Source organism: Pseudomonas vanderleydeniana, assembly GCF_014268755.2.
Classification (GTDB): domain Bacteria; phylum Pseudomonadota; class Gammaproteobacteria; order Pseudomonadales; family Pseudomonadaceae; genus Aquipseudomonas; species Aquipseudomonas vanderleydeniana.
Window position 1 is genome coordinate 2081852 of the sequence record NZ_CP077093.1, and the last position, 25923, is coordinate 2107774.

General features: G+C 62.9%; 27 protein-coding genes. 6 read left to right on the forward strand and 21 right to left on the reverse strand.

The window, feature by feature from the left end; genetic code table 11:
* Positions 1-36: 36 nt before the first annotated feature.
* The 11 genes from HU752_RS09430 to puuE all read right to left on the reverse strand — a co-directional run bounded on the left by HU752_RS09430 (position 37) and on the right by puuE (position 11917).
* Positions 37-1008, reverse strand: a complete 972-nt coding sequence (locus tag HU752_RS09430; RefSeq protein ID WP_186677465.1) for a TRAP transporter substrate-binding protein — start codon at positions 1006-1008, stop codon at positions 37-39.
* 184 nt (positions 1009-1192) lie between these two features.
* The gene (locus HU752_RS09435) at positions 1193-2017 is read right to left on the reverse strand and encodes an NAD-dependent epimerase/dehydratase family protein (protein ID WP_186677463.1); all 825 of its coding nucleotides are present in this window, start codon (positions 2015-2017) and stop codon (positions 1193-1195) included.
* A 201-nt stretch (positions 2018-2218) separates the two neighbouring features.
* The gene (locus HU752_RS09440) at positions 2219-3472 is read right to left on the reverse strand and encodes an OprD family porin (protein ID WP_186677460.1); all 1254 of its coding nucleotides are present in this window, start codon (positions 3470-3472) and stop codon (positions 2219-2221) included.
* Positions 3473-3745: 273 nt separating this feature from the next.
* Positions 3746-4531, reverse strand: coding sequence for an outer membrane protein OmpK (locus HU752_RS09445; RefSeq protein WP_186677457.1), 786 nt, complete (start codon positions 4529-4531; stop codon positions 3746-3748).
* 158 nt (positions 4532-4689) lie between these two features.
* The gene (locus HU752_RS09450) at positions 4690-5475 is read right to left on the reverse strand and encodes an outer membrane protein OmpK (protein WP_186677454.1); all 786 of its coding nucleotides are present in this window, start codon (positions 5473-5475) and stop codon (positions 4690-4692) included.
* A 176-nt stretch (positions 5476-5651) separates the two neighbouring features.
* Positions 5652-7007, reverse strand: a complete 1356-nt coding sequence (locus tag HU752_RS09455; RefSeq protein ID WP_186677451.1) for a nucleobase:cation symporter-2 family protein — start codon at positions 7005-7007, stop codon at positions 5652-5654.
* Between the two features lie 231 nt (positions 7008-7238).
* Complete coding sequence (locus HU752_RS09460; RefSeq protein ID WP_186677448.1) at positions 7239-8549, reverse strand: urate hydroxylase PuuD; 1311 nt, start codon at positions 8547-8549, stop codon at positions 7239-7241.
* 185 nt (positions 8550-8734) lie between these two features.
* Positions 8735-9247, reverse strand: coding sequence for an ureidoglycolate lyase (locus HU752_RS09465; protein ID WP_017906347.1), 513 nt, complete (start codon positions 9245-9247; stop codon positions 8735-8737).
* 157 nt (positions 9248-9404) lie between these two features.
* On the reverse strand, positions 9405-10400 hold the full coding sequence (gene alc, locus HU752_RS09470) for an allantoicase (RefSeq protein WP_186677445.1): 996 nt from the start codon (positions 10398-10400) through the stop codon (positions 9405-9407).
* Between the two features lie 78 nt (positions 10401-10478).
* Positions 10479-10994: a 2-oxo-4-hydroxy-4-carboxy-5-ureidoimidazoline decarboxylase gene (gene uraD, locus HU752_RS09475; protein WP_186677440.1), complete on the reverse strand. Its 516-nt coding sequence runs from the start codon at positions 10992-10994 to the stop codon at positions 10479-10481.
* Positions 10991-11917 carry an allantoinase PuuE gene (gene puuE / locus HU752_RS09480; RefSeq protein WP_186677429.1) on the reverse strand — a complete coding sequence of 309 codons (927 nt, stop codon included), beginning with the start codon at positions 11915-11917 and terminating at the stop codon, positions 10991-10993. The genes uraD and puuE overlap by 4 nt, the downstream gene beginning before the upstream one ends.
* A 408-nt stretch (positions 11918-12325) precedes the next feature.
* Here puuE and uraH point away from each other — a divergent pair, with 408 nt between their 5' ends.
* The gene (gene uraH / locus HU752_RS09485; protein ID WP_186677417.1) at positions 12326-12679 is read left to right on the forward strand and encodes a hydroxyisourate hydrolase; all 354 of its coding nucleotides are present in this window, start codon (positions 12326-12328) and stop codon (positions 12677-12679) included.
* A gap of 127 nt (positions 12680-12806) precedes the next feature.
* Here uraH and HU752_RS09490 read toward each other — a convergent pair whose 3' ends face one another.
* From HU752_RS09490 to HU752_RS09500, 3 genes are all read right to left on the reverse strand, one after another.
* The gene (locus tag HU752_RS09490; RefSeq protein WP_186677414.1) at positions 12807-13433 is read right to left on the reverse strand and encodes a LysE family translocator; all 627 of its coding nucleotides are present in this window, start codon (positions 13431-13433) and stop codon (positions 12807-12809) included.
* Positions 13434-13510: 77 nt separating this feature from the next.
* The gene (locus tag HU752_RS09495) at positions 13511-14860 is read right to left on the reverse strand and encodes an NCS2 family permease (RefSeq protein ID WP_186677412.1); all 1350 of its coding nucleotides are present in this window, start codon (positions 14858-14860) and stop codon (positions 13511-13513) included.
* A 346-nt stretch (positions 14861-15206) separates the two neighbouring features.
* Positions 15207-15647 carry a MarR family winged helix-turn-helix transcriptional regulator gene (locus tag HU752_RS09500; protein WP_186677410.1) on the reverse strand — a complete coding sequence of 147 codons (441 nt, stop codon included), beginning with the start codon at positions 15645-15647 and terminating at the stop codon, positions 15207-15209.
* An 83-nt stretch (positions 15648-15730) separates the two neighbouring features.
* Between HU752_RS09500 and HU752_RS09505 the strand changes: the two genes are divergently transcribed.
* Both HU752_RS09505 and HU752_RS09510 read left to right on the forward strand, forming a co-directional pair.
* Positions 15731-16897, forward strand: coding sequence for an aminotransferase-like domain-containing protein (locus HU752_RS09505; RefSeq protein WP_186677405.1), 1167 nt, complete (start codon positions 15731-15733; stop codon positions 16895-16897).
* Positions 16898-16908: 11 nt separating this feature from the next.
* A complete protein-coding gene (locus HU752_RS09510) occupies positions 16909-17511 on the forward strand; it encodes a glutathione S-transferase family protein (RefSeq protein ID WP_186677403.1) in 603 nt (200 codons plus the stop codon).
* A 48-nt stretch (positions 17512-17559) separates the two neighbouring features.
* Here the strand turns inward: HU752_RS09510 and HU752_RS09515 are convergent, their stop codons facing one another.
* The 5 genes from HU752_RS09515 to HU752_RS09535 form a co-directional block, all read right to left on the reverse strand.
* A complete protein-coding gene (locus HU752_RS09515) occupies positions 17560-17931 on the reverse strand; it encodes a glutathione S-transferase N-terminal domain-containing protein (RefSeq protein ID WP_186677401.1) in 372 nt (123 codons plus the stop codon).
* A 101-nt stretch (positions 17932-18032) separates the two neighbouring features.
* Positions 18033-18578, reverse strand: a complete 546-nt coding sequence (gene folE / locus HU752_RS09520; protein ID WP_010449813.1) for a GTP cyclohydrolase I FolE — start codon at positions 18576-18578, stop codon at positions 18033-18035.
* Positions 18579-18656: 78 nt separating this feature from the next.
* Positions 18657-19214: a Smr/MutS family protein gene (locus HU752_RS09525; RefSeq protein WP_186677398.1), complete on the reverse strand. Its 558-nt coding sequence runs from the start codon at positions 19212-19214 to the stop codon at positions 18657-18659.
* Positions 19215-19290: 76 nt separating this feature from the next.
* A complete protein-coding gene (locus HU752_RS09530; RefSeq protein ID WP_017906360.1) occupies positions 19291-19614 on the reverse strand; it encodes a hypothetical protein in 324 nt (107 codons plus the stop codon).
* A gap of 132 nt (positions 19615-19746) precedes the next feature.
* Positions 19747-20337, reverse strand: coding sequence for a cysteine hydrolase family protein (locus tag HU752_RS09535; RefSeq protein ID WP_186677395.1), 591 nt, complete (start codon positions 20335-20337; stop codon positions 19747-19749).
* A gap of 218 nt (positions 20338-20555) precedes the next feature.
* Between HU752_RS09535 and prmB the strand changes: the two genes are divergently transcribed.
* A complete protein-coding gene (prmB, locus tag HU752_RS09540) occupies positions 20556-21464 on the forward strand; it encodes a 50S ribosomal protein L3 N(5)-glutamine methyltransferase (protein WP_186677392.1) in 909 nt (302 codons plus the stop codon).
* Positions 21465-21701: 237 nt separating this feature from the next.
* Here the strand turns inward: prmB and HU752_RS09545 are convergent, their stop codons facing one another.
* Complete coding sequence (locus tag HU752_RS09545; protein ID WP_186677389.1) at positions 21702-22493, reverse strand: hypothetical protein; 792 nt, start codon at positions 22491-22493, stop codon at positions 21702-21704.
* A gap of 99 nt (positions 22494-22592) precedes the next feature.
* Positions 22593-23549 carry an alpha/beta hydrolase gene (locus HU752_RS09550; RefSeq protein ID WP_186677386.1) on the reverse strand — a complete coding sequence of 319 codons (957 nt, stop codon included), beginning with the start codon at positions 23547-23549 and terminating at the stop codon, positions 22593-22595.
* Positions 23550-23676: 127 nt separating this feature from the next.
* Here HU752_RS09550 and aroC point away from each other — a divergent pair, with 127 nt between their 5' ends.
* Together aroC and HU752_RS09560 are read left to right on the forward strand one after the other, a co-directional pair.
* The gene (aroC, locus tag HU752_RS09555; protein ID WP_186677384.1) at positions 23677-24768 is read left to right on the forward strand and encodes a chorismate synthase; all 1092 of its coding nucleotides are present in this window, start codon (positions 23677-23679) and stop codon (positions 24766-24768) included.
* A complete protein-coding gene (locus HU752_RS09560; RefSeq protein WP_186677371.1) occupies positions 24768-25922 on the forward strand; it encodes an MFS transporter in 1155 nt (384 codons plus the stop codon). Before aroC ends, HU752_RS09560 begins: the two co-directional genes overlap by 1 nt.
* Position 25923 lies beyond the last annotated feature (1 nt).

Sequence of the window (25923 nt, forward strand, 5' to 3'; positions counted from 1 at the left end):
GCGCACGCCGGTCGGTCCTTCCATGTGGGTGGGGTGTTACTCGACGGCTTCGATGCGGGTCATCAGCTCGGCGTAGGGCGCGCCGTACTTCTGCCGGATCGAGGCGGTGGCCTCGTAGAAGGGCTTCTTGTCGACTTCGACGAACTCGACGCCGGCGGCCTTGAGCTTCTCTTCGCTACTGGCGGACTTGGCGTCCCACAACGCGCGCTGTTCCAACTGCGCCTGGCGGGCGAGCTGGCGCACCAGGGCCTGTTGTTCGGGGGTGAGCTTCTCCCAGGTGCTCTTGGCCATCACCACCGGCTCCGGCAGGATCAGGTGGCCGGTCAGGGCGTAGTACTTGGCGTTCTGGTAGTGGTTGTGTTCGAGCAGGGTCGGCGGGTTGTTTTCCGCGCCGTCGATCACGCCGGTCTGCAGGGCGCTGAAGATTTCACCGGTGTCCATGGCGATGCCGTTGCCGCCCATGGCATTGATGGTTTCGATGAACAGCGGGTTGCCCTGCACGCGGATCTTCATGCCCTTGAGGTCGGCCAGGCTGCGTACCGGCTTCTTGGTGTAGAGGTTGCGAGTGCCGCCGTCCATCCAGGCCAGGGCGACCAGGTTGAATTCGGACTGGGTGATCTTGTCGAGGATCTCCTGGCCGATCTCGCCGTCGATGACCTTGCGCATGTGCGCCTGATCGCGGAACACGAAGGGCATGTTGAATACGTTCACGTCCGGCACCACCGGCCCGACGATACCGAGGCTGACCCGGGCCATCTGGATCGCCCCGATCTGGGTCTGCTCGACCACTTCCTTTTCCGAGCCGAGTACCCCGCCCGAGAACATCTTGAAGGTCAGTTGGCCGTTGCTCTGCCGGGTCAGGGCCTTGCCCATGTTTTCTTCGGCGACCACGGTGGGATAGCCGGCGGGGTGCACGTCGGCGAACTTGATTTCGAGGGCCTGGGCCAGGTGGCTGAAACCGAGGGCGAGGGGGAGTGCGGCGACAAGAAGCTTGCGTTTGAAGTCCATGGGGCGATTCTCCGTTTTGTTGTTATTTTCTGGCTGCTTCGGTCTTGCGGGGATGCTCGGGGTGAACGCCTTCGGTCAGGCGTTGGAACGGGTTTCTCCAGGTCCCGGATTGCCCGGGAACCGTCTGAACAGGCCATGGGTCCGTTGGCGGTCCGATGATCCGAATGAGGGCGCTGGCGTGGGCTCAGTCGCCGAAGGGGCCGGCCACGACGAAGGCGCCGCCCTGGTAGACCAGCGTCGGGTCGTCCGCCGGTGGTGCCGGCTGGGCCTCGACCTCGGCACGAAACGGCTCGGAGCTGTCCCGGGGCTGGTAGCCGAGGTGGGCGGCGAGGTGGTTGTCCCACCAGATGTAGCGGTTGTCGGAGACGCCATAGACCACCGTGTGTCCCACGTTCGGTGCATACAGGGCACGCTCGATCAATTGGGTCAGGTCGTCGAAGCTCAGCCAGCTGCTGAGCATGCGGCGGTTCTGCGGGTGGGTGAAGGACGAGCCGATACGGATGCTGACGGTCTCGATGCCGTAGCGATCGAAGTAGAAACTGGCCATGTCCTCGCCGTACGACTTGGACAGCCCGTAGTAGCTGTCCGGGCGGCGTGGGGCGTGGGCGTCGATGGTTTCGCTCTGCCTGTAGAAGCCGATTACATGGTTGGAGCTGGCGAAGATCACGCGTTTGACGCCGTGACGGCGGGCAGCCTCGTAGATGTGGAAGACACCGCAGATGTTGGCGCCGAGGATCTCTTCGAAGGAGCGCTCCACCGAGACGCCGCCGAAATGCAGGATGGCATCCACGCCTTCCACCAGTTGATGGACCGCCTGCTTGTCGGAGAGGTCACACGGATGAACCTCCTCGCGGTCGTCGATGGCCGGTGCCATGTCGGCGATATCGGAAAGGCGCAGGACCCGGGCGTACGGCCGCAGGCTTTCGCGCAACACCTTGCCCAGGCCACCGGCAGCACCGGTGAGCAGGAGACGGTTGAAGGGCTGCGGAATCGGGGTGGCTGAGGTCATGGCATGGCTCTGGTCGGAGGTTTATTGTTGTTTTTGTCGTCCGTTGTCGTACGACATTTTTCTGGATTATCGTCAGCACGAAATGGCTTTGTCAATGCGGGGTGGCCAGTGATTCGTGGCGATTCTGCGGTGTAGATTTTGCAAGATATTTCGGTGTTGTTAGGCGAGGGAGCCAGCAGGCTGGCTCCCTATAAACGGCATTTATAGCAACGAAATCGGATAACTGATGAACAGGCGATTCTCGTCGAACTCGTTGGTGCTGAAGTTCTTGCGGATGCTCGAGTTGCGCCACCGCACGTTCAGGTTCTTGAATGTCCCGCTTTGCACCGTGTAGGCCAGTTCCGATTCGCGACCCCATTCCTTGCCGTCGGTGATCGTCCCCATGTGCACGTTGTCACCGCTGATGTAGCGGTTCATCAGGGTCAGCCCCGGAATCCCCAGCGCGGCGAAGTTGTAGTCATGGCGCAACTGCCAGGATTTTTCCTGGGCATTGTCATAGCTACTGTTGTAGCTGTCGTTGGCCAGGGTGCCGCCGCTGGTGCCGTTGACCCGCATCCAGGCGCTGTCGCCGGTGAGTTTCTGCAGGCCGACATAGAAGGTGTTGCCGCCATACTTGGCCGAGAACATCCCCGACCAGGTCCTGTTCTCCAGGTCGCCGGCCAGGGCGCTGCCGTCTTCCTTGCCGTAGAAGAACCCGAGGTTGGCGCCCAGGGTCCAGTCACCCAGTGGCTGGCTGTGCACCAGGTTGACGTACTGCTGGCGGTAGATGTCCTTCAGTTGCGCGTTCCAGAGGCCAATCAGGGTGCGTTTGTCGTTGAAGGTGTACTCGCCGCCGGCGAAGTTGAAACGGTCGGAAGTGATGCCGGCCCTGCCGTTCATGAACATGTCGGTCATGCTTGAGTCGTTGCGCGGGCTGTTCTTCTGGAACTGGCCGCCGTACAGGGTCAGGCCGTCGATTTCCTTCGAGGTGACCTGGCCACCGCGGAAGGTCTGCGGCAGCGAGCGGCCGTCATCGGAACGCAGGATCGGCAGCACCGGCATCCATTCGCCGACCTTCAGCTCGGTCTTGGAGATGCGGGCCTTGAACGCCACGTCCAGGCGGCCGAAGTTGTCGGCCGGGCGCCCGTCATGGTCCAGCGGCAGCAGTTGCGTGCCGCCGGTGCCCTTGCCGCCATCGAGTTTCTGGGAAAAGGTGCCGAGCACATCGACGCCAAAGCCGACGGTGCCCTGGGTGAAACCGGACCTGGCGTCGAGGATGAAGTTCTGCGTCCATTCCTCGGCCTTGCCCTGTGGGTAGGCCGGGTTGGTGAAGTTGCGGTTGAAGTAGGCGTTGCGCAGGTTCAGGTTGGCGCTGGCATCGTCGACGAAACCCTCGGCACAGGCCAGGGAGGGGAGGGTCAGGACGAGGCTTGCGGTACCGGACAGCCACAGCGAACGGGAGGGACGAATCATCATGACGGTGAAGCTCCTGCGGTTTTTATTGTTATTTTCGTTATACGTTGTCGTACAACATTTCGCGGATTATCAACAGCTGAAAAAAGCTTTGTCAACGGGCCTTTGCCAGCTTGATCGTGAGGGAAATCCTGGAAAGTCGAATGGGGCGGGGTTGGAGGCTTGAGCTAGAGCGGTCGGGCGCTGGCGCGCAGGGGGAGAGGTTTTTCGGGCGGTTGTGTGATGACGTCGTGTCGGGTGCTGCAAACAGGGAGCCCGCCGGGCTCCCGTTCTTCATCAGAAGTGATACTTGACCAGCAGGCTCGCGGTGTCCTGGTTGGTCTTGAACGACGAGGTGTCCTCGACGCCGTACTTGTCTTTCCAGTAGTCGTACTCGATACCGACGTACAGGTGCTTCTCGCCCCAGTGCATGGCCTTGCCCAGGTCGTACTTGATCTGGGGGTTGAAGTGCAGGTTGGCGTGGTAGGTGCCATGGGAGTTCTTGTCGTTGTCGACTACCCAGTCCATGTAGCCGTCGATCAGCACGTTGGAGGAGCCCACCGGGATGGTGTAGGACCAGACCGGAGTGATCTGCCAGATATTGCTGCCCGGACGGTTGCTGTCGGTGTGGCGCTGATAGAAGTTCAACTGGAAGTAGTCGAAGCCCGGAATCGCCAGGTCAAAGCCCGGGCCGAACAGGTAGGAGTTGGTGTCGCCTTCGCCATACTCGTAGGTCATGGCCAGCAGCACGTCCTTGATCGGGCCGAACTCGAACTTGCGATCGAAGATCTTGCCCGCCGACAGCCGTGGCGTGAACTCGCCGTAGTAGGTGTTCGGGCCGAGGTTGCCGTCCGCCTTGCCGTTGTAGAAGATCCGGTCGAGGAAGAAGAAGTTGTCACCGTATTTCCAGGCGTCGGCGTGTTCGAAGGTCACGGTCTGCTGGATCTGCGGGTTGATGGTGAAGCTCTTGCCCCACAGGTAGGTCAGGCTGTTGTTCTGCCACTGCAGCAGATCGTCGGCGGCGGCCGTTCCGGTAGCCAGCAGAGTCCCCGCGAGCATCAGGCCCGTGCACATGCGTTTCATTTGGTTGCTCCCAAAGTTAAGAGGTTCGACGTCGAAGTCGTCCGGCGCTCTGGCGTGGCGCCTTTTTTCGGCTGTAACGAGAGGGCGCGCAGGATACAGAGGCACGCCCGTGCCCTCAAGTCCGCGCGACAGAGCGTCGCTGGCCCGGCCGATGGATTTCAGAAGTGCACCTTGAGCAGCAGGCTGGCGGTGTTCTGGTGGGTATCCAGGGCCGGGCTGCTGTCGATGCCGTATTTGTTCTTCCAGTAGCTGTACTCGATCCCGGCGTAGACACGTTTTTCACCCCAGCCCAGGGTCTTGCCCAGGTCGTACTTGATCTGCGGGTTGAGGTGCAGGTTGGCGTGGTAGCGCCCGCGTGAGTTGCGGTCGTTGTCCACCACCCAGTCCAGGTAGCCATCGATCAGGATGTTCGAGGCGCCGACCGGGACGGTGTAGGACCACGACGGCGTGATCTGCCAGGTGCCGGTACCCGGGCGCGGTCCCTCGGTATGGCGACGATAGACGTTCAGGCTGAAGTAGTTGAAACCGGGGACATTCAGGTCCAGTCCGGGGCCTATCAGGTAGGCCTCGCTTTCGCCTTCACCGTACTCGTAGGTCATCGCCAGCAGCACGTCCTTGACCGGGCCCAAGGACAGGTCGCGGTCGAGGATCTTGCCGAAGGACAGGCGTGGGCTGAATTCGCCGTAGTAGGTGTGCGGGCCCTTGTTGGGGTCGGGCTTGCCGTTGTAGAAGATCTTGTCGACGAACAGGAAGGTGTCGCCGTACTTCCATTTGTCGGCATGCTCGAAGGTCAGCGTCTGCTGGATCGACGGGTTGATGGCGAAGTTCTTGCCGTACAGGTAGGTGAGGCTGTTGGTCTGCCATTGCAGCAGGTCGCCGGCCAGTGCCTGGGTGGCGGCCAGCAGCCCGCCGGTCAGCGTGAGGCTTGCGTGGGTAGGTCGCATGATGTCGTTCCCTGTCTGTTTTTATTGTTGTTTTTCACCAGAGGCCACCAAACGCAGGCAGCCGCCGACCGTGACCGGGTGTGGCACCGGGTCAGCCTGTCGCGTGTCGTATTACCGGCCTGGAGGCGGGCCTTGTTCCTCTGGCGGGGCGGCAGGTCGCGTGCCGCCCCGGTCACTCAGTGCGGGTGCACGTGCCCGCTGAGGGCGGCCCGTTCGGCGCCACCGAGTACGTTGAACAGCAGGTTCAGGGCCACGGCGCTGAGCGTTGCCATGGCGATCCCGCTGTGGGTGATCGGTCCCATCCACTGTGGCAGGTGGGCGAAGAACTCCGGACGGACCACGGGAATCAGACCCATGCCGATGCTGACCGCCACCAGTAACTGGTTGCGGCGGTCGGAGATGTCGGCTTCCTGGAGAATCTTGATCCCGGTGGCGGCGACCATGCCGAACATCGCGATAGCCGCACCGCCGAGTACCGCCGGAGGAATCGAGGCGACCAGGAACGCCGCCTTGGGCAGCAGGCTGAGGACGATCAGGAAGCCACCGGCGACCATGGTCACCGAGCGGCAGCGCACGCCGGTCATCTGCACCAGGCCGATGTTCTGGGCGAACGAGGAGTGGGTGAAGGTATTGAAGAAGCCGGCGAGGAACGAGGCGCCGGCATCGCACAATAGGCCGCGGCGGAGCATGCGCGGGGTGACTTCCTGGCCGGTGATCTTGCCCAGGGCGAGGAACATGCCGGTGGACTCGACGAAGATGATCACCACCACCAGGCACATGGACAGGATCGGGGCGAGGTGGAACTGCGGCATGCCGAAATGCAGCGGCGTGACCACCTTGACCCAGGGCGCCTGGGCCAGGCCGCTGAGGTCGACCATGCCGATGGCGCCGGACAACACATAGCCCAGGGCCATGCCGATCAGCACCGAGATGTTCACCCAGAAGCCGCGCATGAAACGGTTGATCAGCAGGATGGTCGCCAGCACCAGGCCGGCCACGGTCAGGTAGATCGGCGAACCGAACTGCACCACGGTGCTGCCGCCGCCGGCCCAGTTCACCGCCACGGGGAACAGCGAGAGACCGATGGCGGTGATGACCGTGCCGGTGACCAGCGGTGGGAAGAAGCGCACCACCTTGGACATGAACGGGGCGATCAGCATGCCGAAGAAACCGGCAGCGATGGTTGCGCCGAAGATTCCGGTCATGCCGATGCCGGGCATGCCGGCCATGGCCACCATGCTGCCGACGGCGGCGAAACTGGCACCCATCATCACCGGCATGCGGATGCCCAGCGGGCCGATGCCGAAGGATTGCACCAGGGTGGCGATGCCGGCCACCAGCAGGTCGGCGTTGATCAGAAAGGCGATTTCTTCACGGCTTAGGCCGGCGGCCTGCCCGATGATCAGCGGTACGGCAACGGCCCCGCCATACATCAGCAGGACGTGTTGCAGTCCCACCAGGAGCAGCTGCAACAGGGGCAGGCGCTGGATGGCGGGTGCTTCGGGTATGCGCGGTTCGGATAGCTCGGACATGCAACACCTCGGAGGTTTTTTATTCTTGTGGTTTGGCGCTGTGGGGTTGCTTGTGGCGAGCGGGCTTGTCGGAACGCCGCACCGCCGCTCTCGGTTGCAAGGCAGCCGCAAACCGGTGTCCGCGTTCCATCAGCAGTATCGCGTTCATCGGTTTCAGGGGCGCTTCGCGCCCCACGCAGGCAAGCCTGCTCGCCACAAGGTCTCATTTCATGAAACTTTCAGTCTCTACGACTAGTTGGTACGTGCCCCCTGGTTGATCCAGGCGCCAATCAGGTCGCGTTCCTGCTGGGTCATCTGGGTGATGTTGCCCAGGGGCATGATCTGGGTCGCGACGGCCTGGGCCTGGATACGCGGGGCCAGTTGCTGGATCTGTTGCGGGGTGTCGAACATGATCCCGGCTGGCGCGCTGCTGAACAGCGGGCTGGTGGGCTTGGCCGAGTGACAGACCGCGCAACGTTCCTGGATCACGTTGTGCACCTTGTCGAAGGCCACTGCGTCGGCCGCTGGCGCGGCAGCCGGAGTCGGTGCCGGCGCAGTGCCCGGTTCAGCCGCCGGGGCCGGTTTGAGGCCGCCGCCGAGGGCGGTTTCCGGCAGTGGCTGGTACTCGATCTTAGCCGGTGCCTTGGCCACTTCGGGGGCGCCCGGGTTCGACGCGGGGCCGGTGACATAGGTCAGGCAGATCATGCCCAGTGCCGCGACCGGCAGGGTCCAGGCGAACTTCTGGCTGTCGTGGCGGGTGTTGAAGTAGTGCCGCACCAATACCGCCAGTACCGCGATCCCGGCCAGGATCAGCCAGTTGTACGAGCTGCCGTAGGTGCTCGGGAAGTGGTTGCTGATCATGATGAACAGCACCGGCAGGGTGAAGTAGTTGTTGTGGCGTGAACGCAGCAGGCCCTTGGCCGGCAGGGCCGGGTCCGGCGTGCGGTTCTCGGCGATGGCCGCCACCAGGGCCCGCTGGGCCGGCATGATGATGCGGAACACGTTGCCGACCATGATGGTGCCGATGATCGCGCCGACGTGCAGGTAGGCCCCGCGCCCGCTGAACACCTTGCTCAGGCCGAAGGCGGCGGCAATCAGCAGGAGGAACAGGATCAGACCGAGCAGGGCCGGGCGCTTGCCCAGCGGCGAGTCGCACAGGAAGTCATAGACGAACCAGCCGGCGACCAGCGCGCCGATGCCGATGGCAATGCCTTCGCCGCCACTCAGGCCGCTACCGGGGGCGACCAGGTAGAGCAGGGGGTTGGAGTAGAACACCACGCACAGCAGCACGATGCCCGACATCCAGGTGAAGTAGGCTTCCCATTTGAACCAGTGCAGGTTCTCCGGCATGCTCGGTGGCGCCAGCTTGTACTTTTCCAGGTGGTAGATACCGCCGCCGTGGATGGCCCAGAGGTCGCCGGCCAGGCCGTCCCTGGGGTTGACCCGGTTGAGGTTGTTTTCCAGCCAGACGAAATAGAACGAAGCGCCGATCCAGGCGACGCCGGTGATCATGTGAACCCAGCGCACGCTCAGGTTCAGCCATTCCAACAGATGTGCTTCCACAGTCTTTACCTCTCTCCCGTCGCACTTTTTGCAGAGCGATCGGGCCTTTTCTTATTTGGAGACGGTGTGAAAACGTAGCGAGCGATGGCAGGTTGGGATGAAAGCCGTCGCGGAGTCCCGGGCGACCGCAGTCACCGGGTATTCCGGGGCGGTGTTCAGCGCAGCCTTGCCTGGCACAAAAGTCTTCACTCCGTCCGCTGGTGGGGGGCGAGGATCAACCGCTCATCCTCTGTGAAAAAATGCTCGTCGCAGTTGTTACCGCTGCCACTGCGATCAACCACCAGGAAGTCATCCCGCTTTTCGATCGTCAGGACCGGATGGTGCCAGACGCCGCGATGGTAATTTATGCCCTGCCTGCCATTGGTGATGAAGGCACGGACGAGACCCGATACAGGTGCATCGCCAAGTGGCGCGACCACGATCAGAAAGGGGTTGCCGAGCAGCGGGACAAAAGCCTGGCTGCCCAGCGGATGGCGTTCGAGCATGCGGATGGTCAGCGGCATGTCCAGTGCGTCGGCGCGGAAGATGCTGATGATCGCCTTGTCGTCGGGCGTCGCGGTTTCTACCGTGGCCAGGCGATGGAAGCGCTGGGTCGAACCGTTGTTGATCATGAAGTGATCGCTGCCGTCGGTTTCGATCACGTCACCGAAAGGGGCGAAGGCTTCTTTGGTCAGCGGTTCAATCGTCAGTGTGCGCATGCTGTTCTTCTGTTCTCGAATTCGTTGGTTCGTGAGTGTGCTTGCTCTACCGCTTTTCTGTGGGAGCCGGCTTGCTGGCGATGCTGGTGTCAGTCGACGAAGATATCGACTGTCCGATCGCTATCGCCAGCAAGCCGGCTTCAACAAGGAGCCCGTGTTACTTGGCGACCTTGCCCAACAGCCGCAGGCGGCTCACGCCACCATCCGGGAACACGTTCAGGCGGATGTGGGTGATCGGGCCCAGTGCCTTGATCTGCTCGACGAAGGTGTGCTCGGCGTGCATCTCCAGCTTCTGGCTCGGCAGCAGCTCACGCCAGAACAGGCTCTGCGTCTCGATCTGGCTGTCGGTACCGCCCTTGACGTAGGCTGCCTGGATCGAGCAGCTGTCTGGGTAGTTGCCCTTGAAGTGCAGGGTGTCGACGACGATTTTCTCGATCTCGCCCGGATGGCCGAGGGCGACAATCACCCAGTCATTGCCCGGGGTACGGCGGCGGGCGGTTTCCCAGCCGTCGCCCATGTTGATGCCACGGCCCGGGTTGAGGATGTTGCTCATGCGGCCGAAGTGTTCGTCGGAGCAGGCCAGGGCGCGGCCGCCGTTCAGCGCGGCAGCGAGGTCGACCTGTTCGTTGTCGCCCACGGCCGACCAGTCGCGGTATGGAATGCCATGCACGCGCAGGCGGGCCACGCCGCCGTCCGGGTAGATGTTGAAGCGCAGGTGGCTGAAGTGCTGCTCGTTGTTGATCTCATGGTAGTGGTGGCTGTTGCCCTGCAGCTCGACAGCTGGCAGTACTTCGACCCACTGGGTGTTTTCGTCCGGCTCGCCTTCGCTCAGGAAGCAGGCTTCCAGCGATGCCGAAGGCGGGTAGTTGCCGGTGAAGAACGAGGTGTCGATGTCCACGCCCTTGATCGAGCCGGGTACGCCCAGGCGGATCACGGCGCTGTCGTAGCCTTCGAAGCGCTTGCGGCGCGACTCCCAGCCATCCATCCACTTGCCGTTATCATCGAACACACCTTCCTTCCACACGGCCGGGGTGGGTTGGAACAGGCGGTTGGCGTCGGCGAACCAGTCGTCGGTGACGGAAATGATCCGGGTGCCCAGGCGGGCGTCGGCCAGGTTGACGAATTTTTCGAAAGGTGCGGCGTAAGCTTTCATTTTTCTTGTCTGCCTTTGAACAAGTGGCTGGGGATGTCTGCCTGGCCCTGGACACCTACGGCACCGGGGCCCGGCACGCTATAGCGTCAGTAATCGGAACAGGGCGATCTTGTTGATCTGCGCCAATGCGCACTGGAACTCGGTGTCGACCGGGTTATGGATGCGCGTTTCGAACGCGGCCAGGATCTGATGCCGGTTGCTGCCTTTTACCGCCATGATGAAGGGAAACTTGAACTTGGCCTTGTAGGCGTCGTTCAGCTCGGTGAAGCGCTGGAACTCTTCGGCCGTGCATTGGTGGATACCGGCGCCAGCCTGTTCGTGGGTGCTGGCTTCGGTCAGTTGGCCCTGGATCGCGGCCTTGCCGGCCAGGTCCGGGTGGGCGTTGATCAGCGCCAGCTGGCTGGCGTGATCGGCGCTCAACAGGATGTCGCTCATGCGCTGGTGCAGGGTCTCGATCTGGTCGATCGTTGCGTCCTGGCCCAGGTCGAAGGCCTTTTCGGCCACCCATGGCGAGTGTTCGTAGATGTCGGCGAAGGCCGCGACGAAGGCCGCGCGGTCCAGGGTCGACGGCTTGAGGGTCTGGAACGCGCTCATTGCGCCGGCTCCTGGTAAGGGTGGGTGCTGTGCCAGTGGCGGGCGATGTCGACGCGGCGGGTGAACCAGACCTGGTCGAAGCCCTTCACGTACTCCAGGAAACGCTGCAGCGAGGCCAGGCGCGCCGGGCGCCCGATCAGCCGGCAGTGCAGGCCGATGGAAAGCATCTTCGGCGACTCGGCACCCTCGGCGTAGAGCACGTCGAAGGCGTCCTTGAGGTACTGGTAGAAGTCGTCGCCCTGGTTGAAGCCCTGCACCTGGGTGAAGCGCATGTCGTTGGTGTCGAGGGTGTAGGGGATCACCAGGTGCGGCTTGCCGGTGGGGTTGTTCGGTTCCCAGTAGGGCAGGTCGTCGTCATAGGTATCCGAGTCGTAGAGGAAGCCGCCTTCCTCCATGACCAGTCTGCGGGTGTTCGGTCCGGTACGACCGGTGTACCAGCCCAGTGGGCGTTCGCCGGTGATTTCGGTGAGGATGCGGATGGCTTCGAGCATGTGCTCGCGCTCCTGCGCCTCGTCCATGTACTGGTAGTCGATCCAGCGGTAGCCGTGGCTGCAGATCTCATGACCGGCCTCGACCATGGCGCGGATGACTTCCGGGTGGCGCTGGGCGGCCATGGCCACGGCGAAGATGGTCAGCGGGATATCGAGCTGCTTGAACAGCTTGAGGATCCGCCACACGCCGGCACGGCTGCCATACTCGTAGAGCGATTCCATGCTCATGTTGCGCTGGCCCTGCAGTGGCTGCGCCGCCACCATTTCCGACAGGAACGCTTCGGACTCCTTGTCGCCGTGGAGGATGTTGCGCTCGCCGCCTTCCTCGTAGTTGAGCACGAAGGACAAGGCGATACGGGCATTGCCCGGCCAGCGGGGGTGAGGAGGGTTACTGCCGTAACCGATCAGGTCGCGTGGGTAGTCAGCGCTCACTGCAGTCTTCCTTCTTGTTCGTGGTGACAGTTGCGTGGCGCCCCGTTCGGGTTGGATGGCGTCACGGCGATAAAGTGATTGTATACAACTTTATCGCCGGTTTGTAAGTCGGTTTTTTTCAACCTGCTGCCGATCCTACCTGTTCTGTTCGTCACTTTAAACCTGTCTGATCGGTCAGTTAATGGATTCAAGGTCGGCTATTTACGGGGCTTCTGTCAAGGTTGATAGCGACGGATGGTTGTGCGGAAAAGCGCAAAATTTATTGTGTACAATTTCTTTTAAAAGTGTCTTAATCATTCCATCGCCAGATCGCCGGGGCATTTCCCGGCCATCCGGCTCTCCTTCATCCACTGACTCCGGGAGGCGCGAAACCCGGTCTGCCGCAGGGCGGGCGGGTACGCAGAAGCAATGGGACGTTTGACTACGCATGTTTTGGATGCCGCGCATGGCTGCCCGGGCAGCTCGATCCAGGTCGAGCTGTATCGGGTCGAGGGTGCCGCGCTCGAGCTGGTCGCCAAGGCCGAGACCAATAGCGACGGGCGCTGCGATACGCCGCTGCTGCAGGGCGATGACTACCGTTCCGGGGTCTATCAGTTGCAGTTTCATGCCGGTGACTACTATCGGGCCCGTGGCGTGACGCTGCCGGAGCCGGCTTTTCTCGATGTGGTGGTGCTGCGTTTCGGCATCAGTGCCGAGCAGGAGCACTACCACGTTCCGTTGCTGATCTCGCCGTACAGCTATTCGACCTATAGAGGAAGTTAGATCCCCCCAAGCATTGCGCAACTACTTCTTCGGTCCTCTTGCCCGCCCACACTGCGGGCTTTTTTTTGTCCGGATCTTCTGGCTGATCCGACTTGCCCGCGAGTGGGTCGTCACGTCTGGCGGCGATCTACCGACTCAACAGAGAAGCCGCCCCCGCACCACTGAACAACCCGGCACTGACCCGATTGAACCAGCTCTGGCCCTTGCCGCTGCGCAGGTATTTCGCCGCGCCGTGGGCACCCAGGCCGTAGGCCAGCTTGCAGAGCAGGTCGAGCACGGTCCAGGTGGCGATCATCACCAGCAACTGGCCGAGGAACGGCTGGTCGGCCTTGAGGAATTGCGGCAGGAAGGCGGCAAAGAACAGGATGTCCTTGGGATTGCTCGCACCCAGCACGAAAGCGCGCCCAAACAGGGCACGAAAACGCGGCACTGGCACCGCTTCGGGCACGTTCGCCGCCTGTGCCGGCTGACGCGACTGCTGCCAGCTCTGCCAGGCGAGGTAGAACAGGTACAGCGCGCCGACGATCTTCAGCGTGCTGAACAGTTGCTCCGAAGCCAGCAGCAGGGTGCCCAGGCCCAGGGCCGAGGCGCTGAGCAGGCAGATCGAGGCGCTCACTCCGCCGAGGAAGGCCGGGTATGAACGACGCAGGCCATAGTTCAGGCTGTTGCTGATCATCAGCAGCGACAGCGGCCCGGGAATGAGGATCACCACCAGGGCGGCGCCGCTGAACAACAACCAGGTTTCCAGACTCATCAGGTTTCTCCCTTACGCGCAAAGGCCCCAGTGGAATGGGGCCGGTTGTTTAGTCGCCTGTTACGGCCAGTCCTTTCCTAGAGGAAGATGAACTTGGCGACGAAAATGACGCACAGCACCCACAGGCTGACGGAAATGTCCCTGAACTTGCCGGTGCCCGCCTTCAGCGCCACGTAGGTGATGAAGCCCAGGGCGATCCCGTCGGCGACCGAGAAGGTCAGCGGCATCATGATCGCGGTGACGATTGCCGGAATGCTGTCCGTCGCGTCTTCCCACTCGATATGCGCCATGCTGCCCATCATCAGCATCGCCACGTAAATCAATGCACCTGCGGTCGCGTAGGCAGGGATCATGCCAGCCAGCGGGGCGAAGAACATCGCCGCCACGAACAGTATGCCTACAGTAACAGCGGTCAGACCAGTCCGACCACCTGTTGCGACGCCAGCGGCACTTTCCACGTAACTGGTGACCGGAGGAACGCCGACCACTGCGCCGAAGACGCTGGACACGCTGTCGGCCTTCATGGCCCGCGACAGGTTCTCGATACGGCCCTCGGCGTTGACCAGGCCGGCGCGCTGGGCGACCCCCATCAGGGTCCCGGCGGTGTCGAACATGTGCACGAAGAGGAACGCCAGCACCACGCTGATCATGCTGACGTTGAACACGCCCGCCAGGTCCATGGCCATCCAGGTCGGTGCCAGGCTCGGCGGTGCGGAGAAGACTCCGTGGTACTCGACCAGGCCCAGGCCCCAGCCGATCAGGGTGACGCTGATGATGCTGATCAGGATGGCGCCGAAGACCCGGTGATAGCTGAGGATCGCGATCATCAGGAAGCACACCGCGGCCAGCAGCGGGCCGGGCTCATGCAGGGCGCCGAGGCGGATCAGCGTGGCCGGGCTGGCGACGACGATGCCGGCGGTCTTCAGGCCGATGAGTCCGAGGAACAGGCCGACGCCTGCGCCCATGGCATGGCGCAGGCTTACCGGAATGCTGTTGAGCAGCCACTCGCGGACCCGCGACAGGGTCAGGGCCATGAACAGCACGCCGGAAATGAACACCGCGCCGAGGGCGGTTTCCCAGTGGTAGCCCAGGGTGCCGACCACGGTGTAGGTGAAGAAGGCATTGAGTCCCATGCCGGGGGCCAGGCCCACCGGCCAGTTGGCATAGAGCCCCATCAGCAGGCAGCCCAGGGCGGCGGCGATGCAGGTGGCGACGAAGGCGGCGCCATGATCGATGCCGGCGTCGGCCATGATGTTCGGATTGACGAAGATGATGTAGGCCATGGTGATGAAGGTGGTCACCCCGGCGATCAGTTCGGTCCTGACCGTGGTGCCATGCTGTCTGAGCCTGAACAGGCGGTCCAGCAGGCCGCTGCTCGAAGGCGGCGAGAGATCCAGCGTGGGTGCTTCGGATTTGCGGCTTTCCACAGCGAGTACTCCTCAAGCGTTTTATTGTTATTTCCAGGGGCGGACGACGACGTCGTGATTGCGGCCCTGTGAGGGAGTGCGGATTTTTGACCGAAAGGTCAGGATCGCACACGAAGCGGATTATGCTTTTGTATACAAATAAAGCAAATAATGTTTTTGATAGTGTGTGCGATGTTTCGAGGGGGCGGGCTATATGGGGCAGGGAGTCTTGAGAGCGTCAAGTGCTTCGCGGATGAACCGGGGCGCCGGACCGCCGGCTCCCACCGTTTTGTGGTGGCCCACAGTTTCCGTGTCCAACGCGATCGCCGTGGGAGCCGGATTCATCCGCGAAGCTTTCAGGAGCTTGTCAGGCCAACCGGCTGTCACCCAATGCCCGATTGACCGCCATCCAGCCATCCACCGCTGCTTCGCCGGCCTGGGAAAAGGCCCTCTGCAGCAACTTGACCTGCTCGCGGCGCAGCGATTCTTCCAGGCTGGTGCCATCGTTGGTTAGGCACAGCAGGCGTTTGCGCTTGTCCGTGGGCGAGGCAACGCTTTGCACCAGGCCCATTTCAGTCAGTTGGCGCAACGGCATGTTCAACGCCTGCTTGCTCACGCCCAGCCGATCCAGCAGTTCCTTGACGCTGAGATCCGGATAGCGCCCGATGAAAAACACGATCCGCTGGTGTACCCGGCTCAGGCCACGACGTTCGAGCATTTCATCGGCCTTGGCGGTGAACGCCTGGTAGCCGAAGAAAAACGCCTCCATGGCGTCCTGCTGGGTGTTGGAGTTTTTAAGGTCAAGCATATTGACGTATTGGTCCGTGGCGTCGTAATTTCGGTCAAGTAGTTTGACGTATTTTCCTTTCACTCCGCTACCGGTGACCTGTCATGGCCTTCTCCGAACGTGTTACGCGTCTCAAAAGCTCGCTGATTCGTGAAATCCTCGCTGCTGCCCAGCGTCCCGAGGTGATGTCGTTTGCTGGCGGCCTGCCGGCCGAGGCCATGTTGCCGACACTGGAGTGGGAGGGCATGCCGAGGACGATGGGGCAATACGGCATGAGCGAAGGCGAGCCGGCCTTGCGCGAAGCGTTGGCGGCCCAGGCGCGAGCCCTGGGGGTCGACTGCCAGGCCAGCCAGGTGCTGGTGCTCGGTGGTTCGCAGCAGGCCCTCGATCTGGCCGCCAAGCTGCACATCGACAAGGGCACCGAGATCCTGCTGGAGGCGCCGACCTACCTCGCGGCCCTGCAGATCTTCCAGTTGTTCGGGGCCGATTGCCTGAGTATTCCCCGGGAGCGGGACGGGCCCGACCTGCAGCAGTTGCGTGCGCGCCTGGAACAACACCGGCCGGCGTTCATCTATCTGATCCCGACCTTCCAGAACCCTTCGGGCGTCTGCTACAGCGAGGCCAAGCGTGCTGGCGTCGCGGCGTTGCTGGATGAGTTCGGCGTGACCCTGATCGAGGACGAACCCTATCGTGAGCTCAGCTACGATGGTGTCGATGCGGTACCGATCGTTGCCCGCCTGGAGAAGGCCAGCTGGATCTATACCGGCACGGTGTCCAAGACCCTGGCGCCCGGGCTGCGGGTCGGCTACCTGATTGCCAGTCCCGACCTGTTCCCGCACCTGCTCAAGCTCAAGCAGTCGGCAGACCTGCATACCAACCGTGTCGGCCAGTGGCAGGCATTGCAGTGGATCGGCACGGAAAAGTACCGCCAGCACCTGCTGGAACTGCGTGATTTCTACCGGATCCGCCGGGATGCGTTTGCCGCGGCACTGGAGCGGCATTTCTCCGACCTGGCCGAATGGCAGGTGCCGCAGGGCGGGCTGTTTTTCTGGCTGACCCTCAAGCAACCGCTCGATACCCGGACCTTGCTCGACGCCGCCCTGGCCCGCGATGTCGCCTTCATGCCCGGCGAGCCGTTTTTTGCCGAACCGGAGCGTAATCCGGGTAATCTGCGTCTGAATTTCAGTCATATCGCGCCGGAGCGCCTGGACGAAGGTCTGGGGCGACTGGCCGCTGTCATACGTCACGCACAGGCCGCGCAAGCGGCTTAAGGGGGAGGGCCATGCATAAGGTTTATGGGGATTACCAGTCGGGCAACTGCTACAAGATCAAGCTGATGCTGCACCTGTTGGGCCAGGAGTACCGCTGGCATCCGGTAGATATCCTCAAGGGTGACACCGAGACGCCGGAGTTTCTGGCGAAGAACCCCAACGGCAAGGTCCCGGTGCTTGAGCTGGAAGATGGCACCTGCCTGTGGGAGTCCAATGCCATCCTCAACTTCCTGGCCGATGGCAGCGAGTTCCTGCCGACCGAGCCGCGCCTGCGCACCCAAGTGCTGCAATGGCAGTTCTTCGAGCAGTACAGCCATGAACCCTACATCGCGGTGGCGCGTTTCATCGAGTTCTACCTGGGACTGCCCGAAGAGCGGCGCGAGGAGTACCTCAAGCTGCAGAAGCGCGGGCACAAGGCCCTGAAGGTGATGGAAAAGCAGTTGCAGCAGACGCCGTACCTGGTCGGCGAGCATTACTCGATCGCCGACATCGCCTTGTATGCCTACACCCATGTTGCCCATCAGGGCGGTTTCGACCTGAGTGCCTATCCGGCCATCCAGGCGTGGCTGCAGCGAGTGGCGAGCCATCCCCGGCACGTGACGATGGAGGGCTGATCGATCGCCCCGGGCACCCGGCAGGTGCCAGGCTCCCGGGGCGTCGTTTCAGGCGGCGGCGAAGCGCTTGTCCAGGTAGTCGATGATCACCTTGGATTCGTACATCCAGGTGGTCTGGCCGTTTTCCTCGATACGCAGGCACGGCACCTTGATCCTGCCACCCTGCTCGAGCAGGGTCTGGCGATCCTGTTCGTTGTTCTTCGCATCACGCAGGGCCACCGGCACGTTCAGGCGATGCAGGGTGCGGCGGGTCTTGACGCAGAATGGGCAGGCGTGGAACTGGTACAGGGTCAGGCCCTTGGCGGCGGCGTCCACCTTGGCCTGGTCCTGTGCACTGCGTTTCTGCTTGCGTGGGCGGGTGATGAGGTCGATGAGGATGATGAGCTGGCCCAGGCCGACTCGAAGGGCTTTGACTAACACGGGATAGCCTCGTGGGCGGTGGAGAAGGCGGGCAGCTTACCTGATTTTCCCCAGGCAAAAAAAACCGGCGATGAACGCCGGTTTCTTCAATTCGCCCGGTGTTACTTGATCAGGGCGAGGAATTCGCTGCGAGTTGCCGCGTTCTCACGGAATTCACCGAGCATCACCGAGGTGATCATCGACGAGTTCTGCTTCTCGACACCACGCATCATCATGCACATGTGCTTGGCCTCGATCACCACGGCCACGCCCAGGGCACCGGTCACCTGCTGGACCGCGTCGGCGATCTGGCGGCTGAGGTTTTCCTGGATCTGCAGGCGGCGGGCGTACATGTCGACGATCCGCGCGACCTTCGACAGGCCCAGCACCTTGCCGCTCGGGATGTAGGCCACGTGGGCCTTGCCGATGAAGGGCAGCAGGTGGTGTTCGCACAGCGAGTAGAGCTCGATGTCCTTGACCAGAACCATTTCGCTGTTATCGGAGCTGAACAAGGCACCGTTGGTGACTTCTTCCAGGGTCTGTTGATAACCGCGGCAAAGGTACTGCATGGCTTTGGCGGCACGCTTTGGCGTGTCGAGCAAACCCTCGCGGGAAACGTCCTCGCCGAGTTGACCGAGGATCGCCGTGTAATTCTGTTCCAGGGACATGAATCTACCTGTGGGAGTTTACGCAAAGGCCAAGGATACGGCGGCTGGCAGCCGCCTGCAAATTCGATGACGGTCCGGTTACTCGTCGCGGCCTTCCATCATCGTCCGCTTGAGCATCACATACACCGCTCCAGCCCCGCCGTGGCGGGCCTGGCAGGACGTGAAACCGAGTACCTGGGCGTGCTGGCGCAGCCAGGTGTTGACGTGGCTCTTGATCATCGGGCGCTTGCCGTCCAGGCGCACGGCCTTGCCGTGGGTGACGCGCACGCAACGGATTTCGAACTTCGTCGCTTCGGCCAGAAACGCCCAAAGGGTTTCCCGGGCCTTTTCCACGGTCATGCCATGCAGGTCGAGGCTGCCTTCGAACGGGATCTGGCCGGCCTTGAGCTTGCGCATCTGGCTTTCCTGCACACCGTCACGGGACCAGTACAGCTCGTCCTCGGGGCCGACATCGATCACGAACTGGTCGGACAGGCCGTCCACCGTGGTGACTTCACTGCGCACGGTGGCCGCCTGGCGCAGCTTGGCCAGTTGGGCGCGGTCGGACTTGGGCTTGCCGGTATCGGCACGATCGTGCTTGATCGGCTTTACACCGCGGATTTCGCTTTGAAACAGGGAAAAATCGTCGTCTTGCATGTCAGTCTCCGCAGGAACCGCCAGTTTACCCAAGTGGTGGGCTTCACGTCACAGGCGATTCCTGGAAGACCCCGGGTCAGTCGTGCTTTTTCATCAGGTGCGGGGCCATGTTCAACGACTGGCCGCGACGCATCCGCCGACGGCAGCGGCGCCACAGCCACACACCGACGTACAGCACCAGCAACCCCAGCACCAGGATCACCGTCGAGGCGCCCGGGTTGGTGTTCAGCTCCCCCATGGCCGGGGCGTGCCCCAGCAGGCTGGCGATACCGGCCATCGTCATCAGTACGCCGAAAGTCGCCAGCAGCGCCGCGAAACCGGCGCCCAGACGCGAACGCCAATTGCTCTCGCCCTTGGGGCGCAGTCGGCGGGCGTCGAATCCATCATCGGATATCTTCATTCCGATTTCCTCTTTGATTATCGGCCGTTCGACCGGGAGATGGTCGGCTTGTTCCGGAGGCGGTGGGGAAATCGGAGAATGAGTGGGGCGCTAACGGATGGGCGGTCGTCCGGATCGCCCATTCCGGTTGGCTCAGATCAGGTCTCTGGTCAGTGCCAGGGTGGCGAAATTGTCGGCCATGATTGCCATCTCGGTACGCTGAACCTGGGCGGCACTGATGATCTCGCCCTTGTGGGGCAGGTCGCGGGTGGCGCAGGCATCTTCCACCAGGGTGCAGCGGAAACCCAGGTTCTTGGCGGCGCGTACGGTGGTGCTGACGCTGGAGTGGCTCATGAAACCGCAGACGATCAGGTCCAGCGGGCCGAGGTCCTGCAGCTGTTTTTCCAGGCCGGTGCCATGGAAGGCGCTGGGCAGCAGTTTGCCGATCAGTGTTTCGTCACCCTGGGGCTCGAGGCCTGGAATGAACTGGCCGCGTTCGCCCTGTGGATCGAACAGGCCGCCAACGGTACCCAGGTGGCGGACGTGCACGATCGGCCGGCCGGCTGCGCGGGCGGCAGCGAGCAGCTGCTTGATGTTGTCGACGGCTTCCTGCATGCCGGACAACGCGAGCGGGCCGCTGAGATATTCTTTCTGGGCGTCGATGATCAACAGGGTGGCGTGGTTCAGATTGGCTGCTGCGTAACCTCGGCCACTGAGTTGAAACATCGTCTTTGGAACGGACATTCGGGGGGCTCCTGTGCGTGGGGCTTTTGCCTATTGTCCTCCGGCTGAGCGTTTATGTGAATCGCTACCGACGCAGGCGCCGTGGTTACTGGCTTGCAGCCATGTCAATAGAAGACTGCCAGAGGGCGGAAAGTGGGCGATGATGTCTTTTTGCCTTGTTTCCACCCGGCGTCCGTTTGGCTGTTAGAATCGCCCGTCGTTTTTTCAGGAGTCTACCCGTGATCACTTCCCGCCTGCGCACCCTGCGCGACCACATCCGTTGGGCTGTCAGCCGTTTTCACGGTGCGGAGCTGTTTTTCGGCCATGGTACCGACAACGCCTGGGACGAGGCTCGGCAACTGGTGCTGGGCGCCTTGAACCTGCCTTGGGAAATTGCCGACAGCTACCTTGACTGCCGGCTGGAAGACGACGAGCTGACCCACCTGCAGCACCTGCTCAAGCGTCGCATCCAAGACCGCGTGCCGACCGCCTACCTGCTGGGCGAGGCCTGGTTCTGCGGGCTGCCGTTCATTGTCGACGAGCGCGTGCTGATCCCGCGTTCACCGATCGGCGAGCTGATCGAAAGCCGCTTTGCCCCCTGGCTGGGTGCGGAGCCGGCGCGCATTCTCGACCTGTGCACCGGCTCGGGCTGCATCGGCATTGCCTGTGCCTATGAGTTCGAAGAGGCGGAGGTGGTGCTGGCAGACCTGTCCTTCGAGGCCCTGGAGGTGGCGAACCGCAACATCGAGCGCCATGGTGTCGATGAGCGCGTGTTCACGGTCCAGGGCGACGGTTTCGACGGTTTGCCGGGGCAGCGTTTCGACCTGATCGTCTCCAACCCGCCGTATGTCGATGCCGAGGACTTTGCCGACATGCCTGCGGAATACCAGCATGAGCCGGAGCTGGGCCTGGCATGTGGCGACGATGGCCTGAACCTGGTGCGGCGGATGCTGGCCGAGGCGGCGGATCACCTGACCGAGAAGGGCCTGCTGATCGTCGAGGTGGGTAACAGCCAGGTGCACGTCGAGGCGTTGTACCCGGAAGTGGACTTTGCCTGGCTGGACTTCGAGCGGGGCGGGCATGGGGTGTTCATGCTGACGGCGCAGCAGTGCCGCGAGCACCAGGCGCTGTTTGCCTCGAGGATCTAGGTTACCCGTTCGCGGATAAATCCTGCTCCCACAGAGATCGTGCTGAACATGCATTCTGTGCCCGGCAAACCGTGGGAGCCAACTGTCTTTAACCCGCAACTGATGAGCGGCACAACAGGCTCCCCGGAAGTACGGCAGTGATCACCTGGCTGGCGTACGCCGCCAAACCGTGGGAGCCGGATTCATCCGCGAACAGCTGAAGGCGGTCATCCAACTGAATGGGTGGTGCCCATCGGTCTAGCGGTGCGTGGCGATCCAGATCAGCAACCCGGCCTGGAACACCGCGAAGGCCACCAGGCAGGTGATGGTGAAGCGTAGCCCGCTGTCTTCACGCTTGAACTTGCTGACCCGCTCTTCCTGCTGGCGCAGTTTCACTTCCTGTTCCTGCAGGTTCTGCTCGGCCTGCTGAAGCATCTGCGAAGCTTCGAGAATCTCCACGAACTGCACTTTCTCGGTGTTCCACTGGGCCAGCAGCTCGCCAACCTGCATGTCCTTGAAGCTGCCCTTGAGGTGCTGCGGGTCGGCATAGACCACGTCGAAACCCTGTACCCGCAGGAAATGGTCGCGGCGCAGGCGGGTGTCTTCGTTCAGGGCGTCCTTGTTCTGCAGGGCGGCGCCGTCGATCCGGTAGTGCGACCATTTCTTCTGTGCCCAGCTCGCCGCCTGGGCTACCAGGAAACGCCCGATCCCCCGGTTCCAGGGCTCCACCTGCAGGCCGCTCTCGGGCCCGAAGTGCACGCGTTTGGTGGTGTGGTCGACCCACATGTCGAGCTGGTTCTGTTCCTTGCGCACCTTCTGCGCCGGCAACTGGATGGTCATGCGCAGCAGGCTGCGCTCCTTGCTGTTGCGCTCGGCGTAGCCGAACTGGACAAAGCGCAGGGGTCGCCCGCCGGTGTTGCGATCAGTGGCCAACGGGGCCAGGCGCAGCATCTTGAAGTGCTCGGGTTGCACATCGGCCCACGGCAGTTCCACCGGCGCGGGTTCGACGGCTTCGGCGTTGCTTTCGGGTGTCGCTTGAGTTTCTGTCATTCGGCGAGATCCTGTCCGTGTCCAGCTTGCCGGTAACAATCGCGATACCGGCAATGGCCTTATCGGCCGTTTCCGGCAGGACTGGAGGGCAAAATCAACTCAATGGCGAGCAAGTCCGTCGATAAAGCGCACAATCGGCTGTTCCAGGCCGGCGGCGAGCGGCAGTTGCGGGTCGTTGTAGGAGGCCAACTGCTGCTGGATGTTCTCGGGCACGATACGCAGGATGTGATTCATGCCGTCGATGACTGCCAGTTGCGCATCCGGCTTGGCCGCCTGCAGCGCCCTGGCGTCGTCGACGCTGACCTGGATATCGTTGCGTCCCTGGACGATCAGCGCGGGGACCTTCAACTGGCCGAAGGCCGCAGCCGGGTCTTGGCGGAACAGGCTGATCAGGTAGGGTTGGACGCTGGGGCGGAAGATCGGCTCCAACGGTTCCGGGATCGCGGCGTCCAGATGCCCGGCCTTGAGGCTGTCGAGCAGTTCGTTGCTGCGCAGCATCAAGGCCGGCGGCAGTCGCTTGGCCAACTGTTGGCGCAGTACCTGGTCGACCGGACGACCACTGCCCGACACGGAAATGACCCCGGCGGCATCCAGTTGCGGCGCGGCGAGGGTGGCGATCAGCGCGCCCTCGCTGTGGCCGAGCAGGAACAGGGGGCCCAGGCGCGGGTCGGCCTTGAGCTTCCTGCCCCAGGCCACGGTATCGGCGACGTAGGCCTCGACGCTCAGGTTGCGCTCGTTGGGCGTGGCCGCCAGGCTCGCCGCCACGCCACGCTTGTCGTAGCGCACGCTGGCGATATCGTGCTTGGCCAGCATCCAGGCCAGTCGCTTGAGGCTGTCGTTGCGCCCCCCATCGGGATTGTTGCCATCGCGGTCGGTGGGGCCGGAGCCGGCGACGATCAGCACCACCGGAACCGGTTTGTCGGACTGGGGCAGCAGCAGTGAACCGAACAGCTTGCCATTGCCGGTATCGAGTTCGATCGGTCGTTGCAGGACGACGCCGGCCTTTGCCAGGCCGCTGAACAGGGTAAGGGTCAGGAGTAAAAGTCGCAGCATCATCACGCCATCATGGACACGGTGGCGGTTGGACTCGCAACCGCCGATAAGGTTCGAGGATGAACTAGTTGGACAGCCTGCGTATACTGGGGCGCTCGGTTATCTAGATCTGATTCGCGGAGCGTCCTGCATGTCCGGCAATACCTACGGCAAGCTGTTCACTGTCACCACCGCCGGCGAAAGCCATGGCCCGGCGTTGGTCGCCATTGTCGATGGCTGCCCGCCAGGCCTGGAGCTGTCGCTGGAGGATCTGCAGCGCGATCTCGACCGGCGCAAGCCCGGCACCAACCGGCACACCACCCAGCGCCAGGAGCCGGACGAGGTGGAGATCCTCTCCGGGGTCTTCGAAGGACGCACCACCGGCTGCGCGATCGGCCTGCTGATTCGCAACACCGACCAGAAGTCCAAGGACTACTCGGCGATCAAGGACCTGTTCCGCCCGGCCCACGCCGACTACACCTACCACCACAAGTACGGTGAGCGCGACTACCGTGGTGGTGGCCGCAGTTCGGCGCGCGAAACCGCCATGCGCGTGGCTGCCGGCGCCATCGCCAAGAAATTCCTCGCCAGCCAGGGCATCGTCATTCGTGGCTACATGAGCCAGCTGGGTCCGATCGAGATTCCCTTCAAGACCTGGGAGTCGGTCGAGCAGAATGCCTTCTTCAGCCCTGATCCGGACAAGGTGCCGGAGCTGGAGGCCTACATGGACCAGCTGCGCCGTGACCAGGACTCGGTCGGCGCGAAGATCACCGTGGTTGCCGAGGGGGTGATGCCCGGCCTTGGCGAGCCGATCTTCGACCGCCTGGATGCCGAACTGGCCCATGCGCTGATGAGCATCAACGCAGTCAAGGGCGTGGAAATCGGCGCCGGTTTCGCCTGTGTGTCCCAGCGTGGTACCGAGCACCGCGACGAGCTGACGCCGGAAGGTTTCCTCAGCAACAACGCCGGCGGCATTCTCGGTGGCATCTCGTCCGGCCAGCCGATCGTCGCGCACCTGGCGCTCAAGCCAACCTCCAGCATCACCACGCCGGGCCGTTCCATCGACATTCATGGCAACCCGGTGGACGTGATCACCAAGGGCCGCCATGACCCGTGCGTCGGCATCCGTGCCACGCCGATCGCCGAGGCGATGATGGCCATCGTGCTGATGGACCACCTGCTGCGCCATCGTGCGCAGAATGCGGATGTGCGTGTCAGCACACCGGTGCTGGGCCAACTGTAATGTCGGGGGCGCCGCTCCCTTACTGGCGGCTTTCCGGTTTCTACCTGTTCTACTTCGCCCTGCTCGGCGCCACGGCGCCGTACCTGGCGCTGTATTTCCATCACCTGGGGTTCGTCCCGGCGCGGATCGGCGAACTGGTGGCGATTCCGATGCTGATGCGCTGCGTGGCGCCGAACATCTGGGGCTGGCTGGGTGACTACACCGGGCGGCGCCTGCTGATCGTGCGTTGCGGCGCGGCCTGCACGCTGCTGGCGTTCTCGCTGATCTTTCTCGACAAGAGCTATGCCTGGCTGGCGCTGGTCATGGCGCTGCATGCGTTCTTCTGGCACGCCGTATTGCCGCAGTTCGAGGTCATCACCCTGGCGCACCTGCAAGGCCAGCCCGGGCGCTACAGCCAGATCCGCCTGTGGGGCTCGATCGGCTTCATCCTTGCCGTGGTGCTGATCGGTCGCCTGTTCGAGTGGCTGAGCCTGGACATCTACCCGATGACGGTCGTGGTGATCATGGCCGGCATTGCGCTGAGCACGGCCTGGGTGCCCAACGCTCAACCGGCGGCCGGGGGCGAACGGCCAGCCGGCGAGGGCTTCCTCGGCCAACTGCGCAGCCCCGGCGTGCTGGCGTTCTACGTGTGCGTCGCGCTGATGCAACTGAGCCACGGTCCCTACTACACCTTCCTGACCCTGCACCTGGAAAGCCTCGGCTACAGCCGCGGGTTGATCGGCATGCTCTGGGCGCTGGGCGTGGTCGCCGAGGTGCTGATGTTCCTGGGCATGAGCCGGATCCTCGCGCGGTTTTCCGTGCGCCGGGTGCTGCTGGCGAGTTTCCTGCTGGCGGCCTTGCGCTGGCTGCTGCTGGGTTCCCTGGCCGAGCACCTGTGGGTGCTGCTGTTTGCCCAGCTGTTGCACGCGGCAACGTTCGGCAGCTTCCACGCTTCGGCCATTCATTTCGTCCAGCGCAGTTTCGGCGCGCGCCAGCAGGGGCAGGGGCAGGCGCTCTATGCCGCGCTGTCCGGGACCGGTGGTGCCCTGGGCGCGTTGTACGCCGGCTACAGCTGGAATGCCCTGGGGCCGACCCTGACTTTCAGTATCGCCAGCCTGGCGGTCCTGGCCGCCGCGATTATCATTGCCACACGCATGCAAGAGGCCCGGCCCTGAG